We start from the raw sequence: 25,871 nt of genomic DNA, 5'->3' as shown, positions 1-25,871 counted from the left end.
GTTAACGGCTGTTAAATATTTTTGAAAAAAGAAATTGTCTCAAAAGTAAAACTATTTGCATTTCGCCATTCTGACGAAGGAATAGTCTTATTCACAATTTGTAATATGAGATTCTTCATTACGTTGCATTTCATTCAGAATGACACTTTTGAGACCACCTTTTTGTTTATTCTTTTTACTATTTTCTGATGGTTTTGGTCATATTTCTTCCATCTTTATAGTGGATCTTTATAAAATAGATTCCAGGCTGAAGGCGGCTGATATCCATGTTGTCTTTTTCTGGATTCATAAAAGTCATTATCTGAAGTCCATGTGGAGTAATAATATCTATTCTGCTTATTTTATCATAGAAGTTTTCAGGTGCAAAATTGATCAAATGCTCAGATACTATGATTGAAAGATCATTTTCTTTACTGGCAAGAACAGATGTTTTACAACCCTGCCCTTCATTACAGTCGCTTACAAATTTCCAGACAGCATTACTTCCCGGCGCTTCTCCCGGATTCACGTACCATTTGTTTTCCCAGATTTTACAGGCATTGAATACTTTAGTTCCTGCTGTTGAATACGTTTTTGCCGGATTATATTCCTGTGCTCCGCAATACGTAACCGGACCGCCTGATTCACAGCCAGAACCTTCTGTACATACACTTACTTCCTCCCACACCATATTCGCTCCCGGAAGTTCTCCAGGATTTGCGTACCATTTATTTTTCCAGATTTTACAAGAGTAAAAAACTTTCACTCCGGCTGCAGGATATGCATTAGCAGCATTATACTGCTCTGCTCCGCAATAGGATTGCCCATTTCCTGGTGTAACTTTTTTTGTTCTGACTTTTAATTCATTACCCATATCCGAAAGCTGATCGTTCATTGCAACAGATCTTACGGTATAGGTATATTCTGTGTCTTGTGATAATCCTGTCCGTAAAAAGCTTGTTTGTACAGTCTCTCCTACTTTGATTCCGTTTTCAAAGACCTGATAATTTTTAATTCCCTGTGTATGAGTGGATGCCATCCACATTAGGGAAACGGAGTTTTCGGTAACTCCCATTGAATGAAGGTTTGAGGGTGCTGTAGGCTTTTCAGGAATACCTTCACTGTTTGTCTTTACATTGAGTGGTGAACTTTTCGGTGAAGTAAGTCCGGAAGAGCCTTTTGCCTGTATTTCATATATATAAACTGTATTGGCAGTTAAACCTGTATCCTGAAATGAAGGTGTGCTTACCTGCTGAACATTCTGTCCGTTGCGGAAAACGTTATAAGATACCGCATCAGATTGTGGATTCCAGCTTATTTTAGCAGTAGAACTGGTTACTCCTATTTGTGATAATCCTGTTGGGGTGGCAGGAGCAGAAACTCCTGTTCCGGAGGTTACGTTAACATCAATCACATTATAAAATGCATTGATAGTATCCGCTACATCCCAGACCGCTAAAATAATATGGTAGCCGGTACGGTTTGCAGGAACGGTAATCTGGTGAGAAACATTATCCTGGGGGGGTGTTCCATTATGTGCAACTGTTCCAATAAGCTCAAGATCCTGACGGGAAAGAGGCTGGTTGGGATTCCAACCCTGCTTTGTCATATAATAATGCCATTTCGCTGTCGCATGATACGCCGAGTATTTCCAGATAAAGGCATTCACACCCGTGGAGATATTTGTTTTCTTCCATCTGTCGGCAGTCTGGATATCCAGTGTAGTGTCTCCTCCTATACTTCCATTAGCGGAGGCAATCTTTCCGTCGGCAGGACCCAACGCAGGAAACCCTTTCGGAGCTTCCAGAGATCCCGGTTCATTAATGACAGATCCATAGATTCCAAATGCTGCAGAATAACCCAGTGTGGCCTTGTCCAGGCTTCCCTGATATCCTCTTGAGGCAGGACTCAGTACATATCCGTGTGCAGACAGATGAATTAAAGATGGTACCAGCATAGCCAGCATCAGCAATACCGGAAAAAAAAATTTACGTGTCATCATATTTTAATATTTTGGTGTTGATTGGTTTGATCGCTTTTAAGCAAAACTGAATTTAAATCATCTGTAATTCAATAAATACAAGCGAAATTAACTTATATCATTAAAAGTAACTCAATTATAATATGTATAATAAAAATTAAACGAAACAACTAAAGTATAACAATATCATTCATTTTATTAAAAAATATAAATCCATAATGCATTATATCTGGATATAAAATTAGGATTTTTTATATTATAAAACCATATAAACCCCATGATATTTATCACTAATTATTGAAATATTATTATTTAAAACTCCTATTAAATCGCTGAAAGGAAGAGAAAATAGAAGTTTAGAAAGCCTATTCACAAAATTCAAACCTCATTTTAAACTAAAAAAGGCTGCGATCAATAATCACAGCCTTTTCACAGTCTTCTAAAAAACGCCTATCTATTATAGGCTATAAGAGCAGGTTCTACTTCCCAAGTACAAATACTGCGGGAATTTTATGAAGTTCCGGCTTTTGTTTCTGCCAGTCTTTTATGGTTTTTGTTTTGATGAACTCATGTTCCGGATCGTTGATATTGGCAGCGATACAAAGTTTTGTATTGGGTGACAAAAACCTACATAAATCCTCCAACAGCTGGTTATTTCTGTAAGGTGTTTCCATGAAAATCTGTGAATATCCGGTCTTCTGAACAAGGTTTTCGAGGTTCATGATCTGTTTCTTTTTTTCACTTTTATCAATAGGAAGATAGCCGTGAAAAGTAAATTCCTGCCCATTGAATCCACTTGAGATCAAGGCAAGGATAATGGATGAAGGCCCTGAAATTGGAATCACTCTGATATTTTTCTCATGACACCATTTCACCATCAGATTTCCCGGGTCTGCAATACATGGCAACCCTGCTTCAGACAGCAGTCCGAAGTCCTGCCCTTTCAGCATAAGCTCCCGGGCTTCCTTGATATCTGTGCTTTCCGTGTATTTATCCAATAAAAACAATTTCAGTTCAGCCTGCTTTTTTTCCGGAGCAAAAAATTTAACGACCTTTCGGGCAGTTTTCTCATTTTCCACAAAGAAATAATCGGTCTGCATGATATAATCCTTCACAACAGGTGAAAAATGGTTGATAGAAGTGTTTTCTGATAAATAAGCAGGGAGTAAAAAAAGCATTGTATTATTTTTAGTTCTTTCGTTGAGTGATGTTTATAGAAATATTTTACATTTTCATGTTTATTATTTTGACAGCTGGTTTTTGATAGCTTCACATCCTTTATCCAAAAGTTGAAAAACCGCTTCAAAATCTTTCATGTCTCCCCAATACGGATCGGGAACCTCAGTATTTTTACGATCTCCCATTACTTCTAAAAACAAAGATACTTTCTGACGTTCTTCTTCATTTTTGGTTTTAGAAACAACATCATCCAACACATCAATATCCATACAGTAGATCTTATCAAAGACTTCAAAATCTTTCCTGGTGATAGGTCTTGATCTTTGCTGCGATATATCTATATCATGATTAGCGGCAGTTTTAACAGCTCTTTTGTCCGGATGCTCCCCTTCATGCAAGGAAATGGTTCCGGCTGAATCTACCATATAATCCTCCGGCAGTTTTGTTTTCATAATTCCTTCTGCCAATGGGCTTCTGCATATATTTCCCAGACAAACCATTAATATTTTCATGTTCCGTTTTATTTAAAAAAAGTCTTTTACTATAACAAAACTAAATAAAAAATGAAGAATACAACTATCCTTCATTTTAATTTATGTAAGCTCACCCTTACTTATTGTTTGATTCTTTCAGTAAGATCTTTTACGTATTTCTTGATTTCTTTATCAATTTTCGAAACGTCTTTGATAGTATCACAAGCATACATTACTGTTGAGTGATCTTTTCCTCCCATTTCTTCACCGATTTTAGTAAATGTAGAATTGGTGAATTCTTTGGAGAAGTACATGGCAAGCTGTCTTGGTAATGCGATCTCTCTTTTTCTTGTTTTTGAAAGCAGCTGCTCTTTTTTGATTCCAAAATAATCACAGACCACTTCCTGAATGTAAGGAATATTGATCACCTTTTTCTGGTTAGCTGCAATTCTGTTGATGGTTTCCTTAAGCAACTCAAGACTAAGATCTCTCTTGTATACGGTAGAGTAAGCGATCACGGAGTTAATAACCCCGATAAGCTCTCTCACATTGGTTTTCGTTTCAACAGCAAGGAAATCAAGCATATCATCGGGAAGAACGATCCCATCCCTACTTAGCTTATCCTCGATAATTTGTCTTCTTGTGGATAAATCAGGAGATTTTATTTCTGCGGAAAGCCCCCATTTGAAACGGGAAACAATTCTGTCCTGGATATCCATAATATCTGCAGGCGCTTTATCTGAGGTAAGGATAATCTGTTTTCCATTCTGATGCAGGTGGTCAAAAATATGGAAGAAACTATCCTGAGTAGCAGATTTACCAGACAGGAACTGAATATCATCAATAATCAGCACATCTACCATTTGATAGAAGTTTGCAAATTCAGTCTGTTTATGAGCTTTAGCAGCAGAGATAAACTGCTGGATAAATTTTTCAGAAGACAGATAAAGAACTACTTTATCCGGAAACTGATTTTTTACTTCAAGTCCAACAGCCTGTCCCAGGTGGGTTTTTCCAACTCCGTAACCTCCATATAAGAATAATGGGTTAAAAGCTGTTGCTCCAGGTCTTTTTGCAATGGATCTGGCTACAGTGGCTGCAAATTTATTGCTTTCTCCTTCCACATAACTATCAAATGAATAGTCAGGCTTCAGGTTAGAATCTATATTTACTTTTCTAATTCCAGGAACTACAAACGGATTTACAATATTAGCAGAAAATCCTTGTGGCATAGTTTCCTGTGTTTTTGGAGTAGGAACGCTTTGTCCTTTGATGTTCATGGTAACAGGTTTTTCTTCACCTTTTGGTCTGTTTTCCATCACAGAATACCATAATTTCACTCCTTTTCCAATATTTTTCTTCAGGGCAGCAGAAAGTAAGGACAGGTAATTGTCCTCTATATATTCCTTGTAAAAATCGCTCGGCACGATCAACGTAAGGTTGTTGGCCACCAATGAAAGCGGCTGAACCTTATCGAATAGCATATCGAAAGATTTTTCAAGTTTTTTAAGGTCAGAATTGTCTTCAGCAGCGTTCAGGTTATCGCGCATAAACTGAAGGCATTTCTGCCATATCATCATTAAATTGTCATCCATTTTTTAAGCCCCGATTATTCTTTGTTTGTACTGTGTTTAGAAGGAAGACAAAGGTCCAATATTTTCTTTTCAAAAAAAAATATTGCAGGTATTGATTATTTAAAAATATATTTGTATGTATAATTTAACATCTAAAATGATACACACAACCCACTCAATACGAGTACGTTACGCGGAGACAGACCCAATGAAATATGTATACTATGGCAATTACGCAACGTACTTCGAAGTAGCGAGAGTTGAGCTCTTCAGAAGCATAGGAATTTCATACGATGAAATTGAAAACCAAGGAATTTGGCTGCCGGTTTCGGACTACAAAATTAAATATATCCGGCCTGCTTTGTACGATCAAAAATTAGAAATTCATACTTATGTAAAAAAAATTCCAGGGGTGAGGCTTGAATTTGAGTATGAAATTTACAATGAAGAGCATATTAAAATAACCGAAGCTTCCACTACTCTATTCTTTCTCGACGCAAAAAGCAATAAAGTGATCAAGTGCCCGGATTTCCTGATGGAACTTATTGAGAAGAACTGGAAGAAATAAATCGTAGGTAGCAGGTTGTAGGTTGCAGGAATTAGAGAAATTACTCTGTGAAATATTAATGCAGGAGTATTGATGTCAATGGTCAATTTTGCTTCGCAAGTGAAAGGTGAATGTTTTAACGCAATTAAGATATATTTATCTCTACTTAACTAATAACAAAAGAAACCAGCAACAAAATAAACCAGCAACTCTCATCCGTAACAAAACACCCCACAATACGTATTCTATTTATGAATTAATTCGCACCTTTGTACCTTTATTTTAACCTCCTTTATATTATATATTATGAAGATTGCATTTTTGGGACCTCATGCCAGTTTTACCCAGCTTGCCGCAGCACAGCTTTTCCCTGATGACGAAATAGTACCACAGGCCAGCATTCTGGACTGTTTTAATGCTGTTGAAAGAGGAGAAGCATTAAAAGCCGTTGTACCTTTGGAAAACTCTATTGAAGGAACCGTCTCTATGACGCTGGATTATTTATATAAAACTCCGTCTATTAAGATAGAAGCAGAAGCTGTAATGCCTATTGCACATCATCTGATGATTCATCCGGGAAATTCTGTTGAGCATATGGAAAGAATATATTCTCACCCACAGGCTCTCGCACAGAGTTTTCATTTTCTGGACACTCATTATAAAGAAATTCCCAAACAGGACTTTTCCTCCACAGCAGCTGCAGCAAAATTTGTTTCTGAGAATCCCGAAACTCCAATTGCTGCAGTAGCCAATCAGTTTGCAGCCAATTTATATGGTTTGAAAATCGTAAACCGGAATATTCAGGATTTTGAACAGAATCATACCCGATTTATTATCATTTCCAAGGAGCAGAATAAATACCAAAATGATAAATTGGAAACACTGGGTGAAAAATCAGGAATGCTGATTACTCTTCCGGAAGATCATCCCGGTGGATTACATCAGGTTTTATCAGTTTTTGCATGGAGAAAAATGAATCTCAGTAAGATTGAATCCAGAACATTAAAAACAGGACTGGGAAATTACTTCTTCTTCATCAATGTTCAAGGGCCATGGAAAAAAGTCTTACATGAAAACGCCTTAAAAGAACTTGAATCTATCAATGCCAATGTAGATTTCCTTGGAAATTATAAAGAATTTCTTCTTGAAAGCTAGAAAAATCCATAAATCCATAAAAAGCACTGCCTTAACAGCAGTGTTTTTTTATTCATACTAAACAAAAGAAATAAAATTCAAATAACTTTTATAATAAATTATTTCACAAACAGCACATTCTGTCTGATAAAAAAATAACCCACACAACAGAGAGAATTTTTTTTTATTAAAACACTGATAAACAACCAATTAATTTAAAAATAAATATAATAAACAGTAATTAAATTATATACAATTATTAATTAAAATATAAACATATGTTTAAAAATATTACATTATATTAACACAAATGTTACAAATACAATAATTCAGGGTATGGTTTTTGTTGTATATTTGTCTAGCAACTAATTAAAATATTGATCATGAAAACTAAACTTTACAGCTTAATGTTAGCATGTGCTGCGTTACTATTATTCTCGCAAGTTGGTATCAATACAGCTAGCCCATCCGCAACCTTAGACGTAAATGGAACTATGAAAGTTCGTGTTACCCCTGCAGCTACAGCACTACCGGGATATCAAATTTTAGCACTCAATCAGGGAACTAATCAGGTTTTCTCCATGGATCCATCCTTAATAACAGCCGCTGCAGGAACCAATACTTCTGTCTATTCCGCAAAAAAAACAACAGGTATAACGCTCTTGAATCTAGGAGTTTTACCTTCTGATTTTCAACCTGTAAGCTTTGTACAAACTGATAGAACTATAGGAAGTGCTGCTTTGTTTACCAATGCTGACGGTTCTTATAATATTCCATCCACTGGAGTATATGCTGTTGGGTTCGCATTCAGATATGGAACAGGATTACAAGCTTCTTTATTATCAGGAGCTCCTGGTATCGCAATTGCAAGAACCAGATCCGGAATAACAACTCTTATAGACACACGTCCGTTCAGCGGTGTTAATCTTGCATTAGCAGTTAACTTAACACTTTCCGATTCCAGTATTAATTCTTTGTATTCATTTCAGGCAGGTGACAAAGTATCTTTTGGAATTGTAGATTCCGGTATTGTTTCAGCAGGATTATTAGGATCCAGTATTGCATCCTTCTACATTTATAAAGTATCAAACTAGTAAAAACATATTGTTAGTTATCTATACCATTTAGCCCATCGTTTATACCACGATGGGTTAATTTTTTTAATAGCATACAAAACATTTCTTTATATTTGATAAAACTAATGAAATGAATGAATTTGTTGCGGTCATCATCTTTATAATTATCTTCATTATTTTCAATAATCTGAATACCAAAATCAGAAAATTGGAGAAGGAGATTTCAGATCTTAATTATAAAATCAATAATATCCCTCCGGCTCAGACTGAAGTAATTCATAAAAAAACTTCTGCGGAAGAGACATTCCTCCCACAGCAAGAGCAATCTCAGCAGATTCATCATGAAAGCAGAAAATACCGTGAAGAAAATGAAAAAAATTCAACCCCAGGTCAAAAAGACCGGCTCACTCCTGTTTTTGATTTTTTAAAACAAAATGCGCTTACCATTATTGGTATTTTCACACTTGTTCTCGGAATCGGTTATTTTGTAAAATATGCCATTGATAAAAACTGGATTGGTGAAGCAGCAAGAGCAGGAATTGGTTTTTGTACCGGTGCAGGAATTATCATAACCGCCCATTTTCTCAGAAAAAATTACCAGGCCTTTTCTTCCATCATTACAGGAGGTGGTGTTGCTGTTCTGTATTTCACTGCCACCATTGCCTTCCGTGAATACCATCTGTTTACCCAGAATACGGCATTTATCATCACGGTACTGATTACTGCAGCCTCTATTATTCTATCCTATTATTATAAAAGTGAAGTACTGATTATCTTTTCGCTCATAGGAGGTTTTGCAGCTCCTCTCATGATAAGCACAGGACAAAGTAACTATCTTTTCCTTTTTATTTATATTACTCTTTTAAATACCGGAATGCTGGCCGCCTCTTTTCTGCAGCACTGGAAAAGCGTGGGATGGACAGCTTATATTTTTACCACAGGCTATCTTCTATCCTGGACTCATAAAAGCCCTGAGCTTTTAAACATCACCTTTTATCTTATCAGTTATGCAATTTTCTACATTTTTGCCCTGAATGACTATTTCAAAAGAAATATACTTTCAACCTCAGATATTTTAATACTTGCTCTCGCTAATTTTTCAAGTATTCTGGGGCTGCTTTATATTTTTGATACATTAAAATACGAACCTCCCATTATTTTTCCTCTTATCTTTACTGCTGTCAATTCTGTTCTGCTGTTTAGAGAATATAAACGGAAAGATTCCGGAGTTGCCTATTCCGTATTCGCAGGACTTGTTACCAGTCTTATTACAATTGCAGTTGCTATTCAGTTTAAAACCCACCTCATTACCAGCATTTGGGCAATAGAAACTACTCTTCTTCTTTTTATCTGGAAAAAAACCGGTCAGAAGATTTTCAAGATTTTCTTTTATATCCTGTTTCCATTAGTGATGATTGCCCAGCTCGTAACCTGGACTGATTATTTTGAAACAAAAGATCTCAATATCATATTCAATCCTCCGTTTATCACCAGTTCGTTTACCATTGTTTCCATAATAATTAATTTGTATTTATTAAGGAACTTCTCCAAAGAGCCCAATGGAAAAGAGAGTAACTTTTTTGAAGATCTTATTACGGTGATTAGCTATGGGGTCATTTACATCACTTTTCTTCTTGAGATTACATACCATGTTTCAGAAATGCCATGGTCAGCCGTTACCAGCACAGGACTTTTATTCAGTATTTATTATATTTTTGTTTTATTGCTTTTCAGAAAACTACTGAACATCAGAAACGACATCCAAAATATACTGATGTATCTGTTTTTTTTCCTGATTGCAATAAACACCTCTGTATCTACGCTTCCCGTTGTGACGGCTATCTTAACAAAGACACTCCATTTAAGTTTTTATTTCCTGCATCTGCTACAATGGATTCCTTTTATATATGTATGGTACAGGATTATTCCTTCTTCAGCGTTCCACAAACAACAGGTTTCTTACTGGATGCTATCTTTAGCACTCATTATCTCTGTAAGTTGCGAATTTCATCATGCTTATATTTTAATGACCTCCAATGACCTTCCTCATTCTTACAAAGCAAGTGAACATTTCAATATTCTTTATCTTCCTATTATATGGACAATTCTTGCCAGCATCTTTATTTATACCGGCTTGAAAAAGAATATTCAGGAATACAACAAGATTGGCTTTGCATTGGTAGGCCTTATGGTATTAAAACTTTATGGTTACGATGTGTGGCAGATGGATAATATTTCAAGAATCAGCGCCTTTATTGTTCTCGGAATTATTTTATTGCTAAGCTCTTTCACTTTTCAGCGCCTGAAAAACATGATCAGAAATATGGTGGATAAAAAAGATAAAAAGGAAGAAAGCACAGACTAACAATAAGGGTAAAAGTTTTTATTTCTAAATAATATTTAAAACAATTCAATATTTTATTCAAATTTTACAAAAAATAACTATATTTATCACGTTTTTAACAGTTACATATTCTGATTATGAAAAAATTACTCTATTCTTTTTTACTCCTGTCCTCAGCTGCTCTATTTGCCCAGCAAAAAAATCCTGCTGTGAAGTTCGCAGTGGCTGATAACGCCATTGGGACAGTAGAATTATTCAATACAAAAAAGAACGCATTACAGGTTTTAAAAGTATACAATACTCCCTCAGGCTTTCCCCAAAGTTTAAAAAAATACAGTTCTGTTTTTACAAAAGGAGTTACCGAATATAAGTTCAAAAACGGAGAAAATATTCTGGACAGAATGCCATTATCGTCCATCAACGTACAATACAATATTCCGGCAGACAATCCGGTATTTATTGAAGGATATGAATTTACGGATACCAATACTATGATCTATCCTGAAATCAAAAAAAGAACGGAAACAAAAGATTATAACGGTAAGAAAACATTATTTATTTATACTACCGAATAATTGAATACTATAAAAAAGGATGCTAAAAAACAGCATCCTTTTTATTTTAATATTTATTGTTCCATTTTTTCTTGAGTTCCTCATAGATTTTCTTCTCCGTAGCATTATTTCCCGGTTCGTACAGTTTGACATTTCTTATTTCTTCCGGAAGAAAATCCTGTTCTACAAAGTTTCCTTCGTAGGAATGGGCATATTTATATTCTTTTCCATAATCCAGATCTTTCATTAGTTTGGTAGGCGCATTTCTCAAATGAAGCGGCACAGGCAGATTTCCCGTCTGTTTTACCAAAGCTAAAGCCTCATTGATAGCCATATATGCAGAATTGCTTTTAGGTGAAACCGCCAGATACACCGCTGTTTCACTTAATATAATCCTTGCTTCAGGATTCCCGATTACATTAATCGCCTGAAAACAGCTGTTGGCAACCACCAAAGCATTGGGATTAGCCAAACCCACATCTTCAGCTGCCAAAATAAGCATTCTCCTTGCAATAAACTTAATATCTTCTCCTCCGGCAATCATTCTGGCCAGCCAATACACCGCTCCGTTCGGATCACCTCCACGCATAGATTTGATAAAAGCTGAAATGATATCATAATGCTGTTCTCCGTTTTTATCATAAAGAGCCATTGTCTCCTGCAAAACTTCCAGTACATCAGAATTAATAATTTCTGTTGTCCCGGAATTTTTATATTGATTCAAAACCAGTTCTACGGAATTGATCAGTTTTCTCGCATCACCGCCGGAATACTGGATGAAAGCTTCTTTTTCAAGGATTGTAAAATCTGTTCCTTCATCTTTATTGTATCTTTCTGAAGCGATATCAATTAGCTCCTCCAGCTTTTCGTAGCTTAAGGCTTTTAAAACATAGACCTGGCTTCTTGACAGGAGTGCCGAGACCACCTCAAAACTTGGATTCTCGGTAGTTGCTCCAATCAAAACAATCCATCCTTTCTCTACTGCATGTAATAATGAATCCTGCTGCGACTTATTAAACCGGTGAATCTCATCAATAAATAAGATAGGTGATTTCCCAGAGAACAGATTCTGTTTTTTGGCATCTTCAATTACATCCCTTACGTCTTTTACCCCTGAAGAAACTGCCGAAAGTTTATAAAACTTCCTCCCAGACTGTTCTGAGATAATTTCAGCCAGCGTAGTTTTTCCTGTTCCGGGAGGTCCCCAGAATATCAGTGAATTGAGGGTATTATTTTCAATCATTTTTCTGATTGTTCCTTTATCGCCGGTAAGGTGCTCCTGTCCCAATACATCGTTAAGGGTTTTAGGTCTTAATTTTTCAGCTAATGGAATATTTTGATTCAAAGTAATTCTTTTTTTAAGATCAATGTCCGGATTTCTGATCTCCGAAACTTATAACAAATTTAAACTAATTTTCATTTTTTTACCCTATTTTTGCATTGTTTTGAAACTTACATTCAATAAAATCATTACATTTCCGCTGGTAATTTTGATCAAATTTTACCAATGGTTCATCTCGCCCTTACTTCCCAAAAACTGCCGTTACGAACCTACCTGTTCTCATTATATGATTGAGTCCCTTCAGGTACATGGTGTTTTTAAAGGTTTCTGGCTGGGATTTAAAAGAATTTTAAGATGCCATCCTTGGGGAGGAAGCGGTTATGATCCTGTTCCACCCAAACATAAATGTCAATAATCAAACTATTAAATCAATAGAAAAATGAATACTATCTTTTTCAGAATTTATCTTGTGCTGTTTGCGTTTACAACGCAGCTTCTTTTTGCACAGGAATACCCTGGGGGTTTATCTGACGGAACTTTAGATATCAATGGAAGCAATATTCCTGTAAAAATCTATTCTACTACAGAGATGGGAGACCTTACGGCTTTTCCGGACAGAGAATCAGATAAGAACCAGTCTTTTGTTGTCATCCTTAATGAATCTAGTTTTGAACCTGCTTATTATAATTATGGAGCTTCCACTTTAGCAAAGTACAAAGATTCAAAATATCAGTTTTTCGATAAAAATTTTAAACTGATTGATACCGGTGTTACCAAAGAAAACATCACCACTTTTAAATATGCTGTAAAATCTGTAAAACCTATCACTGATTCTGATAAAGTAGAGCTTAAAACTTCTTTTAAAATATGGGATCCTTCAAAGGGTATTCACATTGGATCATTTACGCTTCACTTTTATAGTTTGATGTTTGTTTTTGCATTTGGTTTCGGCTATGTTTTAATGATGAGAATCTTTAAGATTGATAATGTGAATCAAAAATACCTTGAACCTCTGTTCACATGGACATTAATCGGGACTATTCTGGGAGCAAGATTAGGACATGTTATCTTTTATCAGCCGGAATTATTTAAAGAAGATTTCTGGAGCGTATTTTTACCCATCAGCACAAAAAACGGGTTTAAGTTTACAGGATTTTCAGGATTGGCAAGCCACGGAGCTACCATTGCTTTGATTTTCACTACGCTGTATTATTCATTTAAAATTATTAAGAAAAATCCTTTCTGGGTATATGACAGATTGGGTATTGTAGTAGCTTTAGGAGGAGCATTTGTAAGAATGGGGAACTTTTTCAACTCTGAAATTGTTGGTAAACCAGCTGATCCCAACTCTCCGTTTGCTCTTCTTTTCCCGCAGCAGAGCAGTGAGTATGGTCTTACTGTACCCCGTTATCCAAGCCAGTTATTTGAGGCAGCAGGATATGTTCTTCTCTTTATTTTATTGTGGGTACTTTACAGAAAAACAGATAAAAAATATCAGCAGGGATGGTTATTCGGTCTGTTCTTTATCATTCTTTGGGCTATCAGATTCTTTGTAGAGTTCCTTAAAGAGCCACAGGGAGATGAGTTTATCCAGATTGGAGGTCTGAATACAGGTCAGGTTCTTTCAATTCCTTTTATGATTGCAGGGGTTGTCATCATGATTGTTTCCAAGAAATTTAAAATCACAGAAGAAGAGAACGCAAAGCCGGAATAATTGAAGACTAAACGTTTTATTCAGCAATAAAAAAATAAAAAGGCAAATTTGTAAAATACAGATTTGCCTTTTTAAATATTTTAAAATCATTGACTTCTTTGTCTGTTCGCCTTATTACAGATTCCTTTCTGCTTTCCTGTTCAGTTCCTCAAAAACAGTCCCCAACGCATCAATAACATCAGTAGGCAGCATCGATTCTTTTGAATGCTTTTCTGAAGCTACATCCGCAGCTCTGCCATGTAACCACACACCAAGAATACAAGTCTCTTCCTCGGAATATTTCTGGGCCAGCAGCGAAGTAAGAATTCCGGTAAGAATATCTCCGCTTCCGCCCTTTGCCAGCCCTGCATTTCCCGTTATATTGTAAAATACCTTCCCATGCGGAGTAATGATCTGCGTGTGATGATCTTTCAGAATGATATAAAGATTAAGTTCTTTTGCCTTTTTTCTGGCCAGTTCAAGTCTTTTAAAAGAATTGTCTGTATTTCCGAAAAGTCGCTCAAACTCTTTCGGATGAGGGGTTATGATTGATTTTTTGGGAATCAGTTTCAAATTCTTCTGATCTTTTGAAATAATATTCAACGCATCTGCATCCAGAACCAACGGCTGAGAATGGCTTTTCAAAAAACTCAAAAAGCTTTTCTCTGTTCCGGAATGAGTTCCCAAACCGGGTCCTACACCACAGGTAACATCTTTATCAGTCTCAAAATTGAATATAAATGTATCCCCTCCTTTTATAAACATGGCCTCAGGACAAGAGAGCTGCAAAATGTCATACCCACATTCCGGAGCGAGTGTAAAGGTAAGCCCTGCCCCTGTTTTCAACGCCGATCGTGTTGCCAGCACTGCAGCTCCTATTTTTCCGTAGCTGCCTCCTACGATAACTGCCTTACCATAAGTTCCTTTATGAGAAAATTCCTGTCTCGGAATGAATATCGAACCAATCAGCTGATCATCAATCACAGAGTAATCAGAACCGGTTGTTTCTGCGTATGTTTTACTTAAATCAATATCCAGCAGTACTACTTTTCCTGTATAATTTCCGGTTTCAGGATGAAGAAAGGTTCTTTTCCAACATTGGAAAGTCAACGTATAATCAGCTTTCAGAATAACAGAACTATCATCAAATATTCCATCTGCAGACAATCCTGAAGGGATATCGATGGATATTTTACTATTTTTTTTATTATTCAATTGTTCAACAAGCTTTTTATCATCTCCTTCCAATGGTCTGGATAATCCTGTTCCAAAAAGAGCATCTACAATAATTGTTTTCTCATCGAAATTATAGTGTTCACCGGGGCTCAATTTTCTGACCGAAATTCCCGACAAATCGCGAAGTCTTTTCAGATTTACAGAAGCATCTTCTGAAAATTTCCTTTTGGAATCACCAACAAATACATCCACATCAAAACCTTTCAGATAAAGTATTCTTGCGACAGCCAGGCCGTCACCTCCGTTATTTCCGTTACCACAGAATACAGCAAGTTTCTTATGGTTTTTAAAGTGCTCCGAAATCCAATGAGCTGCAGCTATTGAAGCTCTTTCCATTAATTGAATAGAAGAAACAGGCTCATGGGAGATGGTAAACTGATCCCAGCTGCGTATCTGTTCTGCGGTGAAAACTTTCATAGGTAAAACAAACTTTTAAGCAAATTACAAAAGATTTTTTATTATGATATCACGTCATTAATAAAAATAAAAAGTCATCATTAATGAAATAATGTATTGATATAATGTTGGCATATTCATTAAAACAGATGATAGAAATTCTGCATAAAATTCAATATTTTGGGAACAAAAAACTATAAAAACGTAGTGTTTTTTACATTTTTTAATTATATTTTTGTGTTTATGCTAATTAAAAAAATATAAATTATGGGATTTGTAAAAGAATTTAAAGAGTTTGCCTTTAAGGGTAATGTTCTCGATCTTGCTGTCGGTGTGATCATTGGGGCAGCATTTGGTAAAATTGTTTCCTCTTTAGTGGAAGATGTAATCACTCCTCTGATACTCAACCCGGCATTAAAAGCAGCCGGTGCAGAAAACATTTCAAAACTTTCATGGAATGGTGTTGCTTACGGAAATTTTATTTCCGCAGTAATCAGTTTTCTTTGTATTGCGATGGTTCTTTTCTGGATCATTAAATTCGCCAATAAAGTAAACAAAAAAGAGGCTCCAGCTCCTGCCGGACCTACAGAAGATCAAAAATTACTGATGGAGATCAGAGATTTGCTGAAAAGCAAAAATATCTAGTCTGCAAACAACAGTTTAAAATAAAAAAGCACCTCGGTTAGCAGACCGAGGTGCTTTTATTTATGATCTATTTCAAATTATTGAATCTGTAAGATACTTGAAATCTGCTCTGCAAGGGAAAGCCCTATTCGATCCTGTGCTTCAAGAGTAGAGGCTCCTGTGTGCGGGGTAAGAGAGATTTTGGAATGAGTAAGAATTTCTTTGGATGGTGTTGGCTCATTAATGAAAACATCTAATCCGGCAAATCTTACTTTGCCTGAGTCCAAAGCCTCAATTAAAGCCGCTTCATCAATAACCCCACCTCTTGAACAGTTTACAATAGCCACTCCGTCTTTCATGATTTCAAATTCATTCTTTCCGATCATGTAACCGTCCTTCTGTGCAGGAACGTGTAAAGTAATGAAATCTGAATGTTTTAAAACATCCTGTAACGGCTCTGTTTCGATATCAACATTGATGAACTGATTGTTGTAAAATTTCACTTTGATACTTGCTCTTCCTACATTATTATCAGCAGCAACCACTCTCATCCCAAGTCCTAAAGCAATTCTTGCCACTTCCTGACCGATCCTTCCCATTCCTACAATTCCAATGGTTTTTCCTCTCAATTCGATACCTGCAGCATATGCTTTTTTAAGACCTGCAAATTCAGTATCTCCTACAACCGGCATTCTTCTGTTCGAATCCTGAAGGAATCTTGCCCCGGAAAACAAATGGGCGAAAACAAGCTCCGCCACAGATTCCGAAGAAGCTGAAGGGGTATTGATCACATGGATTCCTTTTTCTCTTGCATAATCTACGTCAATATTATCCATACCAACACCTCCTCTCCCAATAATGTCGATGGACGGACATCCGTCTATAATATCTTTTCTTACCTGTGTAGCACTTCTAACCAATAATGTGCGGATTTTGTGCTCATTAATATAATCTACTAAAAACTCCTGTGGAACTTTTGTAGTAATCACTTCAAAGCCTTTTTCTGTCAATGCATCTATTCCAGATTGATCCAGGCCGTCGTTTGCTAAAACTTTCATAAAATATCAAGTATATTAAAAAATGAAAGATTTAAAAATTAAAGGAACAGGTTCGCATTTAATCTTTAAATCTTTGAATTATATTTTTATTCTCCGTCTTCTTTGAATACTTCAATGGTTACTTGTTTTTCAACCAAATCCGTAAATCTTCCTTTGTATCTTGTAGCTCTTACCAGGTGGTTGTCTATCCAGTGATAATTTCCTCCTCTAGGTTTTCCGCAAAGCACACTGTGGTATTTGAAGCCATTCTTATCCAGCCAGTCGATTGTGATTTGTTTCAGATTTTCGGTTCTTGAAGTAAAAAAGCAGATCTGATGTCCTTCGTCATACCATCTGTTGATCGTTTCCAGGGCATCAGGATATGGTTCGCAGGTAACCATTCTTTCGGGCTCTTCATTGGGAACGTCATCAGTAATGGTTCCGTCGATATCTATTAAATAATTTTTTATTCCATCCTTTAGAATAGGACTAATGTGTTCAATGTATTCTAATTCCATCATTAAATATTAAGTAACAAAGTTAGCGTTTTTACAACTATCAGGCATGATAATCTCGATTTATGTTAATATTTTACTATAAAAACTATTATTTAAAGAATAATATCAATATTTTATTCGTTATTTTACTGCAAATGGTTAAAATTTTTCGTTTTTAATTTTCTTTTAATAAAAAGTTGTTAAAACTTTACCCAACCACAAAAGTCACAAAAGGTTTTAATTTAAAATGATACCGCAGAAAAGTTCAGACAAGAGGAACATTTCGACTTCGCTCAATAGGCAAAGATTTTCGCAAAACCTGAGTGTACATATTAAGCATAAGGCTTGGTTCTGAAAACTTAAGTGTTTAAAACTTTTGTGTCTTTTGTGGTTAAAATAATGAATATAAAGTTTAAACAACCTTAAAGTAAATCAGGATTACAGATAAAACAAATCGGAGAATGATAATTTTACCCGTTACTTTTTATGTTTCCCTTTATCTTGTTATCATTATTATAAAAAGCATGATGTTTATCTAAAAATTTCCAAAATACATTTATTACTCTTACATTTGTAGGAATGGAAGAATTTGTCGTTTTAGTAAACCCTGAAGATGAAGTTTTAGGACTGATGGAAAAACAGCAGGCTCACATCAATGGCCTGTTACACCGTGCTTTTTCTGTATTTCTTTTCAACAGTAAAGGAGAAATGCTTCTTCAGAAACGGGCTTCAGGGAAGTATCATTCTCCCAACCAATGGACCAATGCGGTTTGCTCACACCCGCGAGAAGGGGAAACTTATCAGGAAGGAGCGGTACGAAGGCTGAAGGAAGAACTGGGAATTGAAGCGGAACTTTCAGAAAAATTCAATTTTATTTACAAAGCAGATGTAGGCGGTGGTCTGTGGGAACACGAGCTGGATCATGTGTTTGTGGGAAGTCATGAAGCTGATTTCAATTTAAATAAAGAAGAAGTGGAAGAAGTAAGATTCATTTCCATGGAAGAGCTGGACAAGGAAATTTCCGAACATCCTGAAAATTTTACGGAATGGTTTAAAATCATCCTCGAAGAATATAAACACCATTTTTAATGATGAAAAAAATATTGTTCTTTTCTGCTCTTTTGACAGGAAGTCTGTTTTTTGCCCAAAAAGCAGGTGTATTTGACACTCCAAATTACTCTATCAATGTTCCTGAAGGCTGGAAATCCACTAATGACAGCGAGATTATCAACATTTTCCCTACCAGCCAGATCGGAGCTATTACCATTTCGGAATACCATGATCTTCCGCTGCCCAAGGAAGAAGTAAAAAAATTCATTCTGGCCCTTTATCAATCCCATGATGAAGAGAAAAAAGTAAAAGAAAAGAAGAGCCAGAAAGGGTATACAGAATATTTCTATGAACATTTCGATGAAAAAGAGAAGCTGTTCTGGATCACCAAAGCTTTTCAGAAAGACAAAAACTTATATTTAGTTTCCATCAATTGTGGCCAGAAGTTCTGGAACGGAAACTATATGACCTTATTCAATGAGACTTTTAACAGTTTTAAAATAAAGAAATAAAAATTAAATATGAAGAAAACAGCCTTGTACGACAAACATGTTTCTTTGGGAGCTAAGATCGTACCTTTCGCAGGTTTTGAAATGCCTGTTCAATACTCAGGGGTTACAGAAGAGCACTTTGCCGTAAGAGAAAAAGCAGGATTATTTGATGTTTCCCACATGGGACAGTTTTTCATCGAAGGGCCAGGCTCAAAAGATCTTTTACAATTGGTAACTTCCAATAATGTAGATGCTCTTGAAAACGGAAAAGCACAGTATTCTTGTCTTCCGAACGAAAACGGAGGAATTGTAGATGACCTTATCGTTTACAAAATGGAAGATGACAAATATTTTGTGGTAGTAAATGCATCCAACATCGACAAAGACTGGAATCATATTTCAAAATATAACACTTTCGGAGCTAAAATGACCAACGCTTCTGATGAGATGTCTTTATTGGCAGTTCAGGGGCCTAAAGCTACTGAAATCCTTCAAAAACTTACAGATGTAAACCTTTCAGAAATCCCTTACTATCATTTCACTGTAGGAAGTGTTGCAGGAGAAAATAATGTGATCATTTCAAACACCGGATACACAGGAAGCGGAGGTTTTGAGATTTATTTCAACAATACCAGTGCTGAAAAACTTTGGGATGCTGTAATGGAAGCTGGTAAAGAAGAAGGAATCATTCCTTGCGGATTGGCTGCCAGAGATACTTTAAGATTAGAAAAAGGATTCTGTCTGTACGGAAATGATATCGATGATACTACCTCTCCTATTGAAGCTGGTTTAGGATGGATCACTAAGTTTGATAAAGACTTCGTTTCTAAAGATGTTTTCGCAAAACAGAAAGAAGAAGGTATTACAAGAAAATTAGTAGGTTTTGAACTTACAGATAAAGGAGTTCCAAGACACGACTATCCTGTAGTGGATGCAGAAGGAAACATAATCGGAAAAGTAACTTCAGGAACACAGTCTCCAATGAAAAAAGTAGGTTTGGGCCTTGCTTATGTGGACAAACCTCACTTCAAATTAGGGTCTGAGATCTTTATTCAGGTAAGAAACAAGAACATTCCTGCAAAAGTGGTGAAAGCTCCTTTTGTATAATTGAAAAAAAATAGCAAAAAAGAGGCTGTGAACAAATCACAGCCTCTTTTGGGTTTATATCCAAACCTTATAGGTTTTAAAAACCTGTAAGGTTTATTATTTGCAAAATCAGTCTCCGGTTAAATTTATTCATTTACCCCAAAGAACTTCTGCAATTCTTCCACATTCTTTTTATCATTTCCAACAAAAATCTCTTTGTCTGTTATAAAGACAGGTCTTTTAAGGAATGTATAGTGATCCAGCAATAATTCTTTAAAATCTTTTTCTGTCAGTGATTTCACATCCAGTCCTCTCAATTTGATCTGAGTAGATTTTTTGCTGAACAATGCTTCGTATGATTTTGTTTTCTTATGCATTTCTGCCAATTCCTCTTTCGTGACAGGTTCTTTTTTTATTTCGCGAAGTTCCCAGTCTGTAAGATCAAATTGGGCTAAAATTTTTCTGCAGGTATCACAGGTGTTGAGATAAAATACTTTCTTCATTACTGTTGCTAAATCTGTTATTGGTTAAAATTCCCTTTCATTGAAAGTTTCGTCTTTCAAAAGTAGGATTTAATCTAAAACTTTGGAAATTATTAAATAACTTTATTCAAATTTTATAAAGATGCAGAACAAGCCTATTACTTTTCAGTTTATTTCGGAACCTTCAGATGTTAATTACGGAGGAAATGTACATGGAGGAAGTGTCATGAAATGGATTGACCAGGCCGGTTATGCATGTGCGACAACCTGGAGCGGTAATTATTCTGTCACAGTATATGTAGGGGGAATCCGTTTTTATGATCCCATTAAAATTGGTGAAGTTGTAAAAGTAGACGCACAGGTGATCTATACCGGAACTTCAAGCATGCATATCGCCATCAATGTTTTTTCAAGAAACCTGAAACAGCCAAACTTTGAGAAAAAAACCCACTGTATCATCGTTTTTGTAGCTGTAGATGAAAATGGAAAAAAGCTGCCTGTACCGAAATGGACACCGGAAACAGAAGAAGAGAAACAACAGGAAATATATGCAAAGCGCCTGATGGAGCTGAGAACACAGATTGAAGATGAGATGAAGCCTTTTTTGTAATACGTGAGATGCGGAGTTTGGGTTTGAGAGTTTAAGGATGAAAGTTAAATGTTAAATGTTCAAAGTTTAAGATTTAAAGTTTCTGGGTAATCAGCAGCCCAAAAACAACCAGCAAACAAGAAATTCTTTTTGAAAAACAAATTCTTCTTTTTATATTTGCACTATCAAAGGAAATGGTGTTCTTCCTTACCCAACCGCTTTACAAAAGCTGATGACGCCTGATTAAAAGATTATTAACAAATAACTAATCAGGAGTATTATGTCAAAAAGTCAACGAACACTTGTTAAAAAAGCAGTTTTTCACACTCATTTTTTCTTCAGAAAATTTCCGGCGTTTCTCTATATTTTAAAATGGCTGTGTATCAGTATCATTATTGGTGCTTTGGCAGGAACAGCTTCTGCAGGGTTTCTTCAGTCATTGGAATGGGCAACGAACTTCAGGGAAAATCATTTATGGCTGATTGCTTTACTTCCTGTTGCAGGATTTCTGATAGGACTTCTCTATTATTATTTCGGAAAAGATGTTGAGGCCGGAAACAATTTGCTGATTGATACAATCCATGAGCCTAAGGGAATCATTCCTTTCAAAATGGCACCTTTTGTTTATCTGGGGACAATTGTAACTCATTTTTTCGGAGGTTCAGCAGGCCGTGAAGGAACCGCACTTCAAATGGCAGGGGCTATTGCCGACCAGCTTACCAGACCTTTTAAACTTGACAGAAACGAAAGAAAAATATTGATTATTGCAGCTATTGCAGCTGGATTTGGTTCTGTATTCGGAACTCCACTGGCCGGCGCTGTTTTTGGTCTTGAGGTTTTTCTGATGGGAAGAATTCGCTACAATGCTATCTTTCCGGCATTTGCTTCTGCAATTCTGGCGGACTGGGCTACCAATCTCTGGAATGTACAACACACCCATTATCATATTGATTTTATACCCAAACTTGAACTGCTGCCAATCCTCTACAGTATTCTTGCAGGAATAGCCTTCGGAATCTGTGCCGCTGCTTTCAGCAAAATAATTCATTGGATGGGTTCTGTTTTCAAATCAAAAATCAAATATCCTCCGTTTCGTCCCGTTGTGGGAGGAATTATTATTGCACTTGCCGTTTTTGCAATAGACACAACCCGCTATATTGGATTAGGAATTCCTGTGATTGCAGAATCTTTTGAAAAGCCGCTTCCGTTGTATGATTTTGCTTTAAAAATGATCTTTACGATTGTGACGCTTTCAGCTGGATTCAAAGGTGGGGAAGTTACTCCTTTGTTCTTTATCGGAGCTACATTAGGCAGTGCTTTGTCTCTGTTTATTCCTCTGCCTTTCGGATTATTGGCAGGAATGGGATTTGTGGCTGTATTTGCCGGAGCAACCAATACTCCACTAGCCTGTATGCTGATGGGAATTGAATTGTTCGGAGCAGAATCTGGTGTGTATGTAGCCATTGCCTGTGTAGTTTCTTATCTTCTCTCAGGACATAACAGTATTTATACAAAACAGAAGATTGGAGAGGCAAAAAACAGTAGGTTTGAAAACCAGCAGGACAGCTCTATTTCGGATTTTTTATAAAGGTTTCGGGTTTAGGGATGCGAAGTACGTATTTCGCATCCCGAAACCCGAAACTCTCGAATTCTCCAACTCTCAAACTCACCAATTCCCTCACTCCATTTCCAACTTTAATTCGTAATTTTACTCCCATGTTCGATTACAGATTAAAAGTTTTCCACACGGTGGCTACCCGATTAAGCTTCACTAAGGCTTCAGAAGAGCTGCATATTTCACAACCCGCTGTTACTAAACACATTAAAGAGATTGAAACTCAGATAGGCGCTAAATTATTTGACCGTAAAGGAACTTCTATCCAACTGACCCAAAGCGGAAAAATTTTGTTTGAGCATGCAGAGAAGATCAGAAATATCTACCGTGACATGGAATTTGAGATCAGCCAGATCAGTCAGCAGCATAAAGGAAAATTGATTATCGGGGCAAGTACAACTGTAGCACAGTATATTTTACCGGAAATTTTAGCCAAATTCAATTCGTATTACAGAGATATTAAGATTGAACTTCTTACAGGAAATACAGAAACGATCTCAACGCTTTTAAAAGAAGAAAAAATTGATCTCGGTATCATTGAAGGAGAATCACAGTCTTCTTATTTTGAATATAAAACTTTTAAGCCGGATGAAATTGTTTTGGCAGCAAAGTCAGATCATCCTCTTGCTCATAAAACTTTAAACTTAAAAGATCTCTATCAACTGGATCTTATCTTCAGAGAGCAAGGTTCCGGGACTTTAGAGTTTATACAAAACAGACTCAGAGAAAAAGAAATTAATATTCATGAGCTGAATACCGTCATGCAGCTGGGAAGCAGTGAAAGTATTAAAAATTATCTTCTTCACTCGGAATGTATGGCATTTCTTTCCATCAGCACCATCCTGAATGAGCTTAAAAACAATATATTGACCGTTATTGATATTAAAAATTTCAGTATTGAAAGAGATTTTCATTTTATATTACCTAAAGGAGACCAGTCTGAACTTATCAAACTTTTCCTGAGATTTGCAGAATGACAGGTGATAAATGATAAGTGATAAGTGATAAGTGATAAGTGATAAGCAAAGATATAACTTCTAGTTATCCAACATAACGAAATACAATTTACTTTGTAATACTATTTTCCGGAATTTTGGTGCAGATTTTAAAAATTCGCATTATGAAAGATTTCATTCAAAATGAAACGATACGGAAAGTTTTTTTTATTGTATTGGCAGTTTTATGTCTTACACCATTTATATCTTCACCTATAGCCCTGATTTTAGGATTTGTACTGGCTGTTCTCATAGGAAATCCTTTTGAAAAACATCTGCATCATTATATCCATTTGCTGTTGCAGATTTCAATTGTTGGGCTGGGATTCGGGCTGAAACTGGATGAAGCACTTCACGCAGGAAAAGAAGGTTTACTATTAACGGTTGTAAGTATTTTTACAGTCATGATTCTGGGGTATTTGCTGGGAAAAGCATTTAAACTGGAAAGACCTTTATCCTATCTTCTCTCTGCTGGAACAGCTATTTGTGGAGGGAGTGCAATTGCAGCAGTATCTCCTATTATTAAACCAAGCACCAAGCAGATCTCTCTTGCCCTGGCGATCGTCTTTACCCTAAATTCTATTGCATTATTCATTTACCCTGCCGTAGGGCATCTTCTTAATCTTTCCCAGGAACAGTTTGGACTCTGGTGTGCAGTAGGAATTCATGATACAAGTTCTGTAGTAGGTGCCGCCGGTAAGTATGGAGATGAAGCTTTGAAAATTGCAACTACAGTAAAACTCGCCCGTGCTTTATGGATCATCCCTGTTTCGTTGATTACCATGTTTATTTTTAAAAGTAAGGATTCCAAAATAAAGATTCCGTGGTTTATTGGTTATTTTATTGTGGCGATTCTTTTGAATACTTACTTCCCGTTTCTTGACCGTTTCAGTGCTTCCATTACAGTTTTGGCAAAATCAGGATTGAATCTGACCTTATTTTTCATTGGTTCTACCCTTTCTATTCAAACGTTGAGATCAATAGGATTAAAACCTTTATTAGTCGCAGTAATTCTATGGGTTGTTATCAGTACAGGAAGTCTGGTCTATATTATAGGATAATTATCTCTGTCGTTTATATTTTTTTCTTGATCTAGTTGTTTCGCTTCATGTACATCATTATTCAAAAAAAGCACCTATTAATAAATCATAGATAAGTGATGTATATTTGATGTATGTTTTTATTATTACGTTTTCGAAGGTATTATATAAATTCGCAATCAGAATGATTTTTATTTCTAAAAAACAACAAATGAAAAAAACAATTGTAAACCTGTCATTTATATTACTGCCGGGACTTGCCTTTTCACAGATAGGTATAAAGACAGCACAGCCTACAGAGTCTATTGATGTGGCCAGTGGAAATATCAGAATAAGGGATATCAATTCAAACATCAGTACTGATTCTACAGACAAATTGGTCGTTACAGATCCCAACGGGGTATTAAAAGTAAAAAGCAGTTTATTTATTCCCAGCACTTCGGTAATAGGAAGTAAAACAACAAAAAGCTCTAATATTGCTGCGAACTTACAAGCAACTGTTATTTTTAATACCAATCCGCTTCTTAATAATTTTACTTATGCCTCAGCTACCGGTGTATATACAGCTTTAAAACAGGGATATTATCAAATTACAGCAACCGTAAACAAAGATGTCAGTATGAATAATCCAACTGACGGATCATCGGCTGTTAGCTTATTAGTCAACAACATTGTCGTAAATATTATAATCAACGGATATCTTCCTGGAACACAATCAACTAATCAGAATTTCACCTATGTAGTATATTTAAACCCTGGTGATACTTTCAAACTTACTACTGATTACACCAGAACTTCTTCCATTACCTCAGCTCAGATTTCTGTAGTGGCTTTGGGGGGATAAGGAAATAATAAGATCCAGCCTAAACCTTTTGACTAGTCCTAAAATAGGTTGACATAAAATTAGACAATATTTA

The 25,871-nt window shown here is 36.1% G+C and carries 25 protein-coding genes and 1 riboswitch; of the genes, 16 read left to right on the top strand and 9 right to left on the bottom strand.

Going from position 1 to position 25,871, the window contains the following annotated elements:
• Positions 1–178: 178 nt before the first annotated feature.
• The 4 genes from EK417_RS08570 to dnaA all read right to left on the bottom strand — a co-directional run bounded on the left by EK417_RS08570 (position 179) and on the right by dnaA (position 5,207).
• Positions 179–1,981 (bottom strand): lytic polysaccharide monooxygenase, encoded by a 1,803-nt coding sequence (locus EK417_RS08570; RefSeq protein WP_136521913.1) that lies wholly within the window; start codon positions 1,979–1,981, stop codon positions 179–181.
• 458 nt (positions 1,982–2,439) lie between these two features.
• A complete protein-coding gene (locus EK417_RS08565; protein WP_136521912.1) occupies positions 2,440–3,138 on the bottom strand; it encodes an SAM-dependent methyltransferase in 699 nt (232 codons plus the stop codon).
• Positions 3,139–3,201: 63 nt separating this feature from the next.
• A complete protein-coding gene (locus EK417_RS08560) occupies positions 3,202–3,651 on the bottom strand; it encodes a low molecular weight protein-tyrosine-phosphatase (protein WP_136521911.1) in 450 nt (149 codons plus the stop codon).
• A 101-nt stretch (positions 3,652–3,752) separates the two neighbouring features.
• Complete coding sequence (dnaA, locus tag EK417_RS08555) at positions 3,753–5,207, bottom strand: chromosomal replication initiator protein DnaA (protein ID WP_076594230.1); 1,455 nt, start codon at positions 5,205–5,207, stop codon at positions 3,753–3,755.
• Between the two features lie 136 nt (positions 5,208–5,343).
• On the opposite strand from dnaA, the gene EK417_RS08550 reads away from it, so the two are divergent.
• The 5 genes from EK417_RS08550 to EK417_RS08530 all read left to right on the top strand — a co-directional run bounded on the left by EK417_RS08550 (position 5,344) and on the right by EK417_RS08530 (position 10,862).
• Entirely contained in the window at positions 5,344–5,754 is a 411-nt protein-coding gene (locus tag EK417_RS08550; protein ID WP_136522006.1) for an acyl-CoA thioesterase, read from the top strand.
• 285 nt (positions 5,755–6,039) lie between these two features.
• Positions 6,040–6,888: a prephenate dehydratase gene (pheA, locus tag EK417_RS08545; RefSeq protein WP_076594228.1), complete on the top strand. Its 849-nt coding sequence runs from the start codon at positions 6,040–6,042 to the stop codon at positions 6,886–6,888.
• 362 nt (positions 6,889–7,250) lie between these two features.
• Positions 7,251–7,961, top strand: a complete 711-nt coding sequence (locus tag EK417_RS08540) for a hypothetical protein (protein WP_076594227.1) — start codon at positions 7,251–7,253, stop codon at positions 7,959–7,961.
• Positions 7,962–8,073: 112 nt separating this feature from the next.
• Positions 8,074–10,308 (top strand): DUF2339 domain-containing protein, encoded by a 2,235-nt coding sequence (locus tag EK417_RS08535; RefSeq protein ID WP_136521910.1) that lies wholly within the window; start codon positions 8,074–8,076, stop codon positions 10,306–10,308.
• A gap of 116 nt (positions 10,309–10,424) precedes the next feature.
• On the top strand, positions 10,425–10,862 hold the full coding sequence (locus tag EK417_RS08530; protein WP_076594225.1) for a hypothetical protein: 438 nt from the start codon (positions 10,425–10,427) through the stop codon (positions 10,860–10,862).
• A gap of 46 nt (positions 10,863–10,908) precedes the next feature.
• On the opposite strand, the gene EK417_RS08525 is transcribed toward EK417_RS08530, so the two are convergent.
• Positions 10,909–12,186, bottom strand: a complete 1,278-nt coding sequence (locus EK417_RS08525) for a replication-associated recombination protein A (RefSeq protein ID WP_136521909.1) — start codon at positions 12,184–12,186, stop codon at positions 10,909–10,911.
• A gap of 100 nt (positions 12,187–12,286) precedes the next feature.
• Between EK417_RS08525 and yidD the strand changes: the two genes are divergently transcribed.
• Positions 12,287–12,538: a membrane protein insertion efficiency factor YidD gene (gene yidD / locus EK417_RS08520; RefSeq protein WP_034695943.1), complete on the top strand. Its 252-nt coding sequence runs from the start codon at positions 12,287–12,289 to the stop codon at positions 12,536–12,538.
• Positions 12,539–12,988: 450 nt separating this feature from the next.
• Positions 12,989–13,837 (top strand): prolipoprotein diacylglyceryl transferase, encoded by an 849-nt coding sequence (lgt, locus tag EK417_RS08515; RefSeq protein ID WP_076594525.1) that lies wholly within the window; start codon positions 12,989–12,991, stop codon positions 13,835–13,837.
• A 114-nt stretch (positions 13,838–13,951) separates the two neighbouring features.
• Here lgt and EK417_RS08510 read toward each other — a convergent pair whose 3' ends face one another.
• On the bottom strand, positions 13,952–15,469 hold the full coding sequence (locus EK417_RS08510) for an NAD(P)H-hydrate dehydratase (protein WP_136521908.1): 1,518 nt from the start codon (positions 15,467–15,469) through the stop codon (positions 13,952–13,954).
• Positions 15,470–15,715: 246 nt separating this feature from the next.
• On the opposite strand from EK417_RS08510, the gene mscL reads away from it, so the two are divergent.
• Positions 15,716–16,093, top strand: coding sequence for a large conductance mechanosensitive channel protein MscL (gene mscL, locus EK417_RS08505; protein ID WP_076594222.1), 378 nt, complete (start codon positions 15,716–15,718; stop codon positions 16,091–16,093).
• A 77-nt stretch (positions 16,094–16,170) separates the two neighbouring features.
• On the opposite strand, the gene EK417_RS08500 is transcribed toward mscL, so the two are convergent.
• Both EK417_RS08500 and EK417_RS08495 read right to left on the bottom strand, forming a co-directional pair.
• Positions 16,171–17,130, bottom strand: a complete 960-nt coding sequence (locus EK417_RS08500; RefSeq protein WP_076594221.1) for a D-2-hydroxyacid dehydrogenase — start codon at positions 17,128–17,130, stop codon at positions 16,171–16,173.
• An 86-nt stretch (positions 17,131–17,216) separates the two neighbouring features.
• Complete coding sequence (locus EK417_RS08495) at positions 17,217–17,627, bottom strand: LNS2 domain-containing protein (protein WP_076594524.1); 411 nt, start codon at positions 17,625–17,627, stop codon at positions 17,217–17,219.
• 558 nt (positions 17,628–18,185) lie between these two features.
• Here EK417_RS08495 and idi point away from each other — a divergent pair.
• From idi to gcvT, 3 genes are read left to right on the top strand one after another with little or no spacing between them, the layout of a single operon-like run.
• Complete coding sequence (gene idi, locus EK417_RS08490; protein WP_110367290.1) at positions 18,186–18,695, top strand: isopentenyl-diphosphate Delta-isomerase; 510 nt, start codon at positions 18,186–18,188, stop codon at positions 18,693–18,695.
• Positions 18,695–19,168 (top strand): hypothetical protein, encoded by a 474-nt coding sequence (locus EK417_RS08485; protein ID WP_076594219.1) that lies wholly within the window; start codon positions 18,695–18,697, stop codon positions 19,166–19,168. Before idi ends, EK417_RS08485 begins: the two co-directional genes overlap by 1 nt.
• A 9-nt stretch (positions 19,169–19,177) precedes the next feature.
• Positions 19,178–20,254, top strand: coding sequence for a glycine cleavage system aminomethyltransferase GcvT (gene gcvT / locus EK417_RS08480; RefSeq protein WP_136521907.1), 1,077 nt, complete (start codon positions 19,178–19,180; stop codon positions 20,252–20,254).
• A 125-nt stretch (positions 20,255–20,379) separates the two neighbouring features.
• On the opposite strand, the gene EK417_RS08475 is transcribed toward gcvT, so the two are convergent.
• Positions 20,380–20,736 (bottom strand): arsenate reductase family protein, encoded by a 357-nt coding sequence (locus EK417_RS08475; RefSeq protein ID WP_076594217.1) that lies wholly within the window; start codon positions 20,734–20,736, stop codon positions 20,380–20,382.
• A 121-nt stretch (positions 20,737–20,857) separates the two neighbouring features.
• Here EK417_RS08475 and EK417_RS08470 point away from each other — a divergent pair, with 121 nt between their 5' ends.
• The 5 genes from EK417_RS08470 to EK417_RS08450 all read left to right on the top strand — a co-directional run bounded on the left by EK417_RS08470 (position 20,858) and on the right by EK417_RS08450 (position 25,798).
• The gene (locus EK417_RS08470) at positions 20,858–21,325 is read left to right on the top strand and encodes an acyl-CoA thioesterase (protein WP_047423514.1); all 468 of its coding nucleotides are present in this window, start codon (positions 20,858–20,860) and stop codon (positions 21,323–21,325) included.
• A gap of 160 nt (positions 21,326–21,485) precedes the next feature.
• Positions 21,486–21,553, top strand: a riboswitch (Fluoride riboswitch).
• Between the two features lie 31 nt (positions 21,554–21,584).
• A complete protein-coding gene (locus tag EK417_RS08465) occupies positions 21,585–22,892 on the top strand; it encodes a voltage-gated chloride channel family protein (RefSeq protein ID WP_181446072.1) in 1,308 nt (435 codons plus the stop codon).
• Between the two features lie 128 nt (positions 22,893–23,020).
• Positions 23,021–23,896, top strand: coding sequence for a LysR family transcriptional regulator (locus tag EK417_RS08460; RefSeq protein WP_076594216.1), 876 nt, complete (start codon positions 23,021–23,023; stop codon positions 23,894–23,896).
• Between the two features lie 143 nt (positions 23,897–24,039).
• Entirely contained in the window at positions 24,040–24,975 is a 936-nt protein-coding gene (locus EK417_RS08455; RefSeq protein ID WP_076594215.1) for a YeiH family protein, read from the top strand.
• 190 nt (positions 24,976–25,165) lie between these two features.
• Positions 25,166–25,798: a hypothetical protein gene (locus EK417_RS08450; RefSeq protein ID WP_136521906.1), complete on the top strand. Its 633-nt coding sequence runs from the start codon at positions 25,166–25,168 to the stop codon at positions 25,796–25,798.
• Positions 25,799–25,871 lie beyond the last annotated feature (73 nt).

The organism is Chryseobacterium candidae, assembly GCF_004916905.1.
GTDB lineage: Bacteria > Bacteroidota > Bacteroidia > Flavobacteriales > Weeksellaceae > Chryseobacterium > Chryseobacterium candidae.
Note: the sequence above shows the minus strand (reverse complement) of the source record. Positions and strands in the feature narration are given on the sequence as shown.

Excerpts from the sequence above, each read along its gene's own strand:
- EK417_RS08550 (WP_136522006.1), top strand. The coding sequence starts at position 5,344 with ATGATACACACAACCCACTCAATACGAGTACGTTACGCGGAGACAGAC.
- EK417_RS08570 (WP_136521913.1), bottom strand. The coding sequence starts at position 1,981 with ATGATGACACGTAAATTTTTTTTTCCGGTATTGCTGATGCTGGCTATG.
- EK417_RS08450 (WP_136521906.1), top strand. The coding sequence starts at position 25,166 with ATGAAAAAAACAATTGTAAACCTGTCATTTATATTACTGCCGGGACTT.
- idi (WP_110367290.1), top strand. The coding sequence starts at position 18,186 with ATGGAAGAATTTGTCGTTTTAGTAAACCCTGAAGATGAAGTTTTAGGA.
- EK417_RS08485 (WP_076594219.1), top strand. The coding sequence starts at position 18,695 with ATGATGAAAAAAATATTGTTCTTTTCTGCTCTTTTGACAGGAAGTCTG.
- EK417_RS08500 (WP_076594221.1), bottom strand. The coding sequence starts at position 17,130 with ATGAAAGTTTTAGCAAACGACGGCCTGGATCAATCTGGAATAGATGCA.
- EK417_RS08560 (WP_136521911.1), bottom strand. The coding sequence starts at position 3,651 with ATGAAAATATTAATGGTTTGTCTGGGAAATATATGCAGAAGCCCATTG.
- gcvT (WP_136521907.1), top strand. The coding sequence starts at position 19,178 with ATGAAGAAAACAGCCTTGTACGACAAACATGTTTCTTTGGGAGCTAAG.
- dnaA (WP_076594230.1), bottom strand. The coding sequence starts at position 5,207 with ATGGATGACAATTTAATGATGATATGGCAGAAATGCCTTCAGTTTATG.
- pheA (WP_076594228.1), top strand. The coding sequence starts at position 6,040 with ATGAAGATTGCATTTTTGGGACCTCATGCCAGTTTTACCCAGCTTGCC.
- EK417_RS08475 (WP_076594217.1), bottom strand. The coding sequence starts at position 20,736 with ATGAAGAAAGTATTTTATCTCAACACCTGTGATACCTGCAGAAAAATT.
- EK417_RS08540 (WP_076594227.1), top strand. The coding sequence starts at position 7,251 with ATGAAAACTAAACTTTACAGCTTAATGTTAGCATGTGCTGCGTTACTA.
- EK417_RS08470 (WP_047423514.1), top strand. The coding sequence starts at position 20,858 with ATGCAGAACAAGCCTATTACTTTTCAGTTTATTTCGGAACCTTCAGAT.
- EK417_RS08510 (WP_136521908.1), bottom strand. The coding sequence starts at position 15,469 with ATGAAAGTTTTCACCGCAGAACAGATACGCAGCTGGGATCAGTTTACC.
- EK417_RS08455 (WP_076594215.1), top strand. The coding sequence starts at position 24,040 with ATGAAAGATTTCATTCAAAATGAAACGATACGGAAAGTTTTTTTTATT.
- EK417_RS08460 (WP_076594216.1), top strand. The coding sequence starts at position 23,021 with ATGTTCGATTACAGATTAAAAGTTTTCCACACGGTGGCTACCCGATTA.
- EK417_RS08465 (WP_181446072.1), top strand. The coding sequence starts at position 21,585 with ATGTCAAAAAGTCAACGAACACTTGTTAAAAAAGCAGTTTTTCACACT.
- EK417_RS08495 (WP_076594524.1), bottom strand. The coding sequence starts at position 17,627 with ATGGAATTAGAATACATTGAACACATTAGTCCTATTCTAAAGGATGGA.
- EK417_RS08530 (WP_076594225.1), top strand. The coding sequence starts at position 10,425 with ATGAAAAAATTACTCTATTCTTTTTTACTCCTGTCCTCAGCTGCTCTA.
- mscL (WP_076594222.1), top strand. The coding sequence starts at position 15,716 with ATGGGATTTGTAAAAGAATTTAAAGAGTTTGCCTTTAAGGGTAATGTT.
- EK417_RS08565 (WP_136521912.1), bottom strand. The coding sequence starts at position 3,138 with ATGCTTTTTTTACTCCCTGCTTATTTATCAGAAAACACTTCTATCAAC.
- EK417_RS08535 (WP_136521910.1), top strand. The coding sequence starts at position 8,074 with ATGAATGAATTTGTTGCGGTCATCATCTTTATAATTATCTTCATTATT.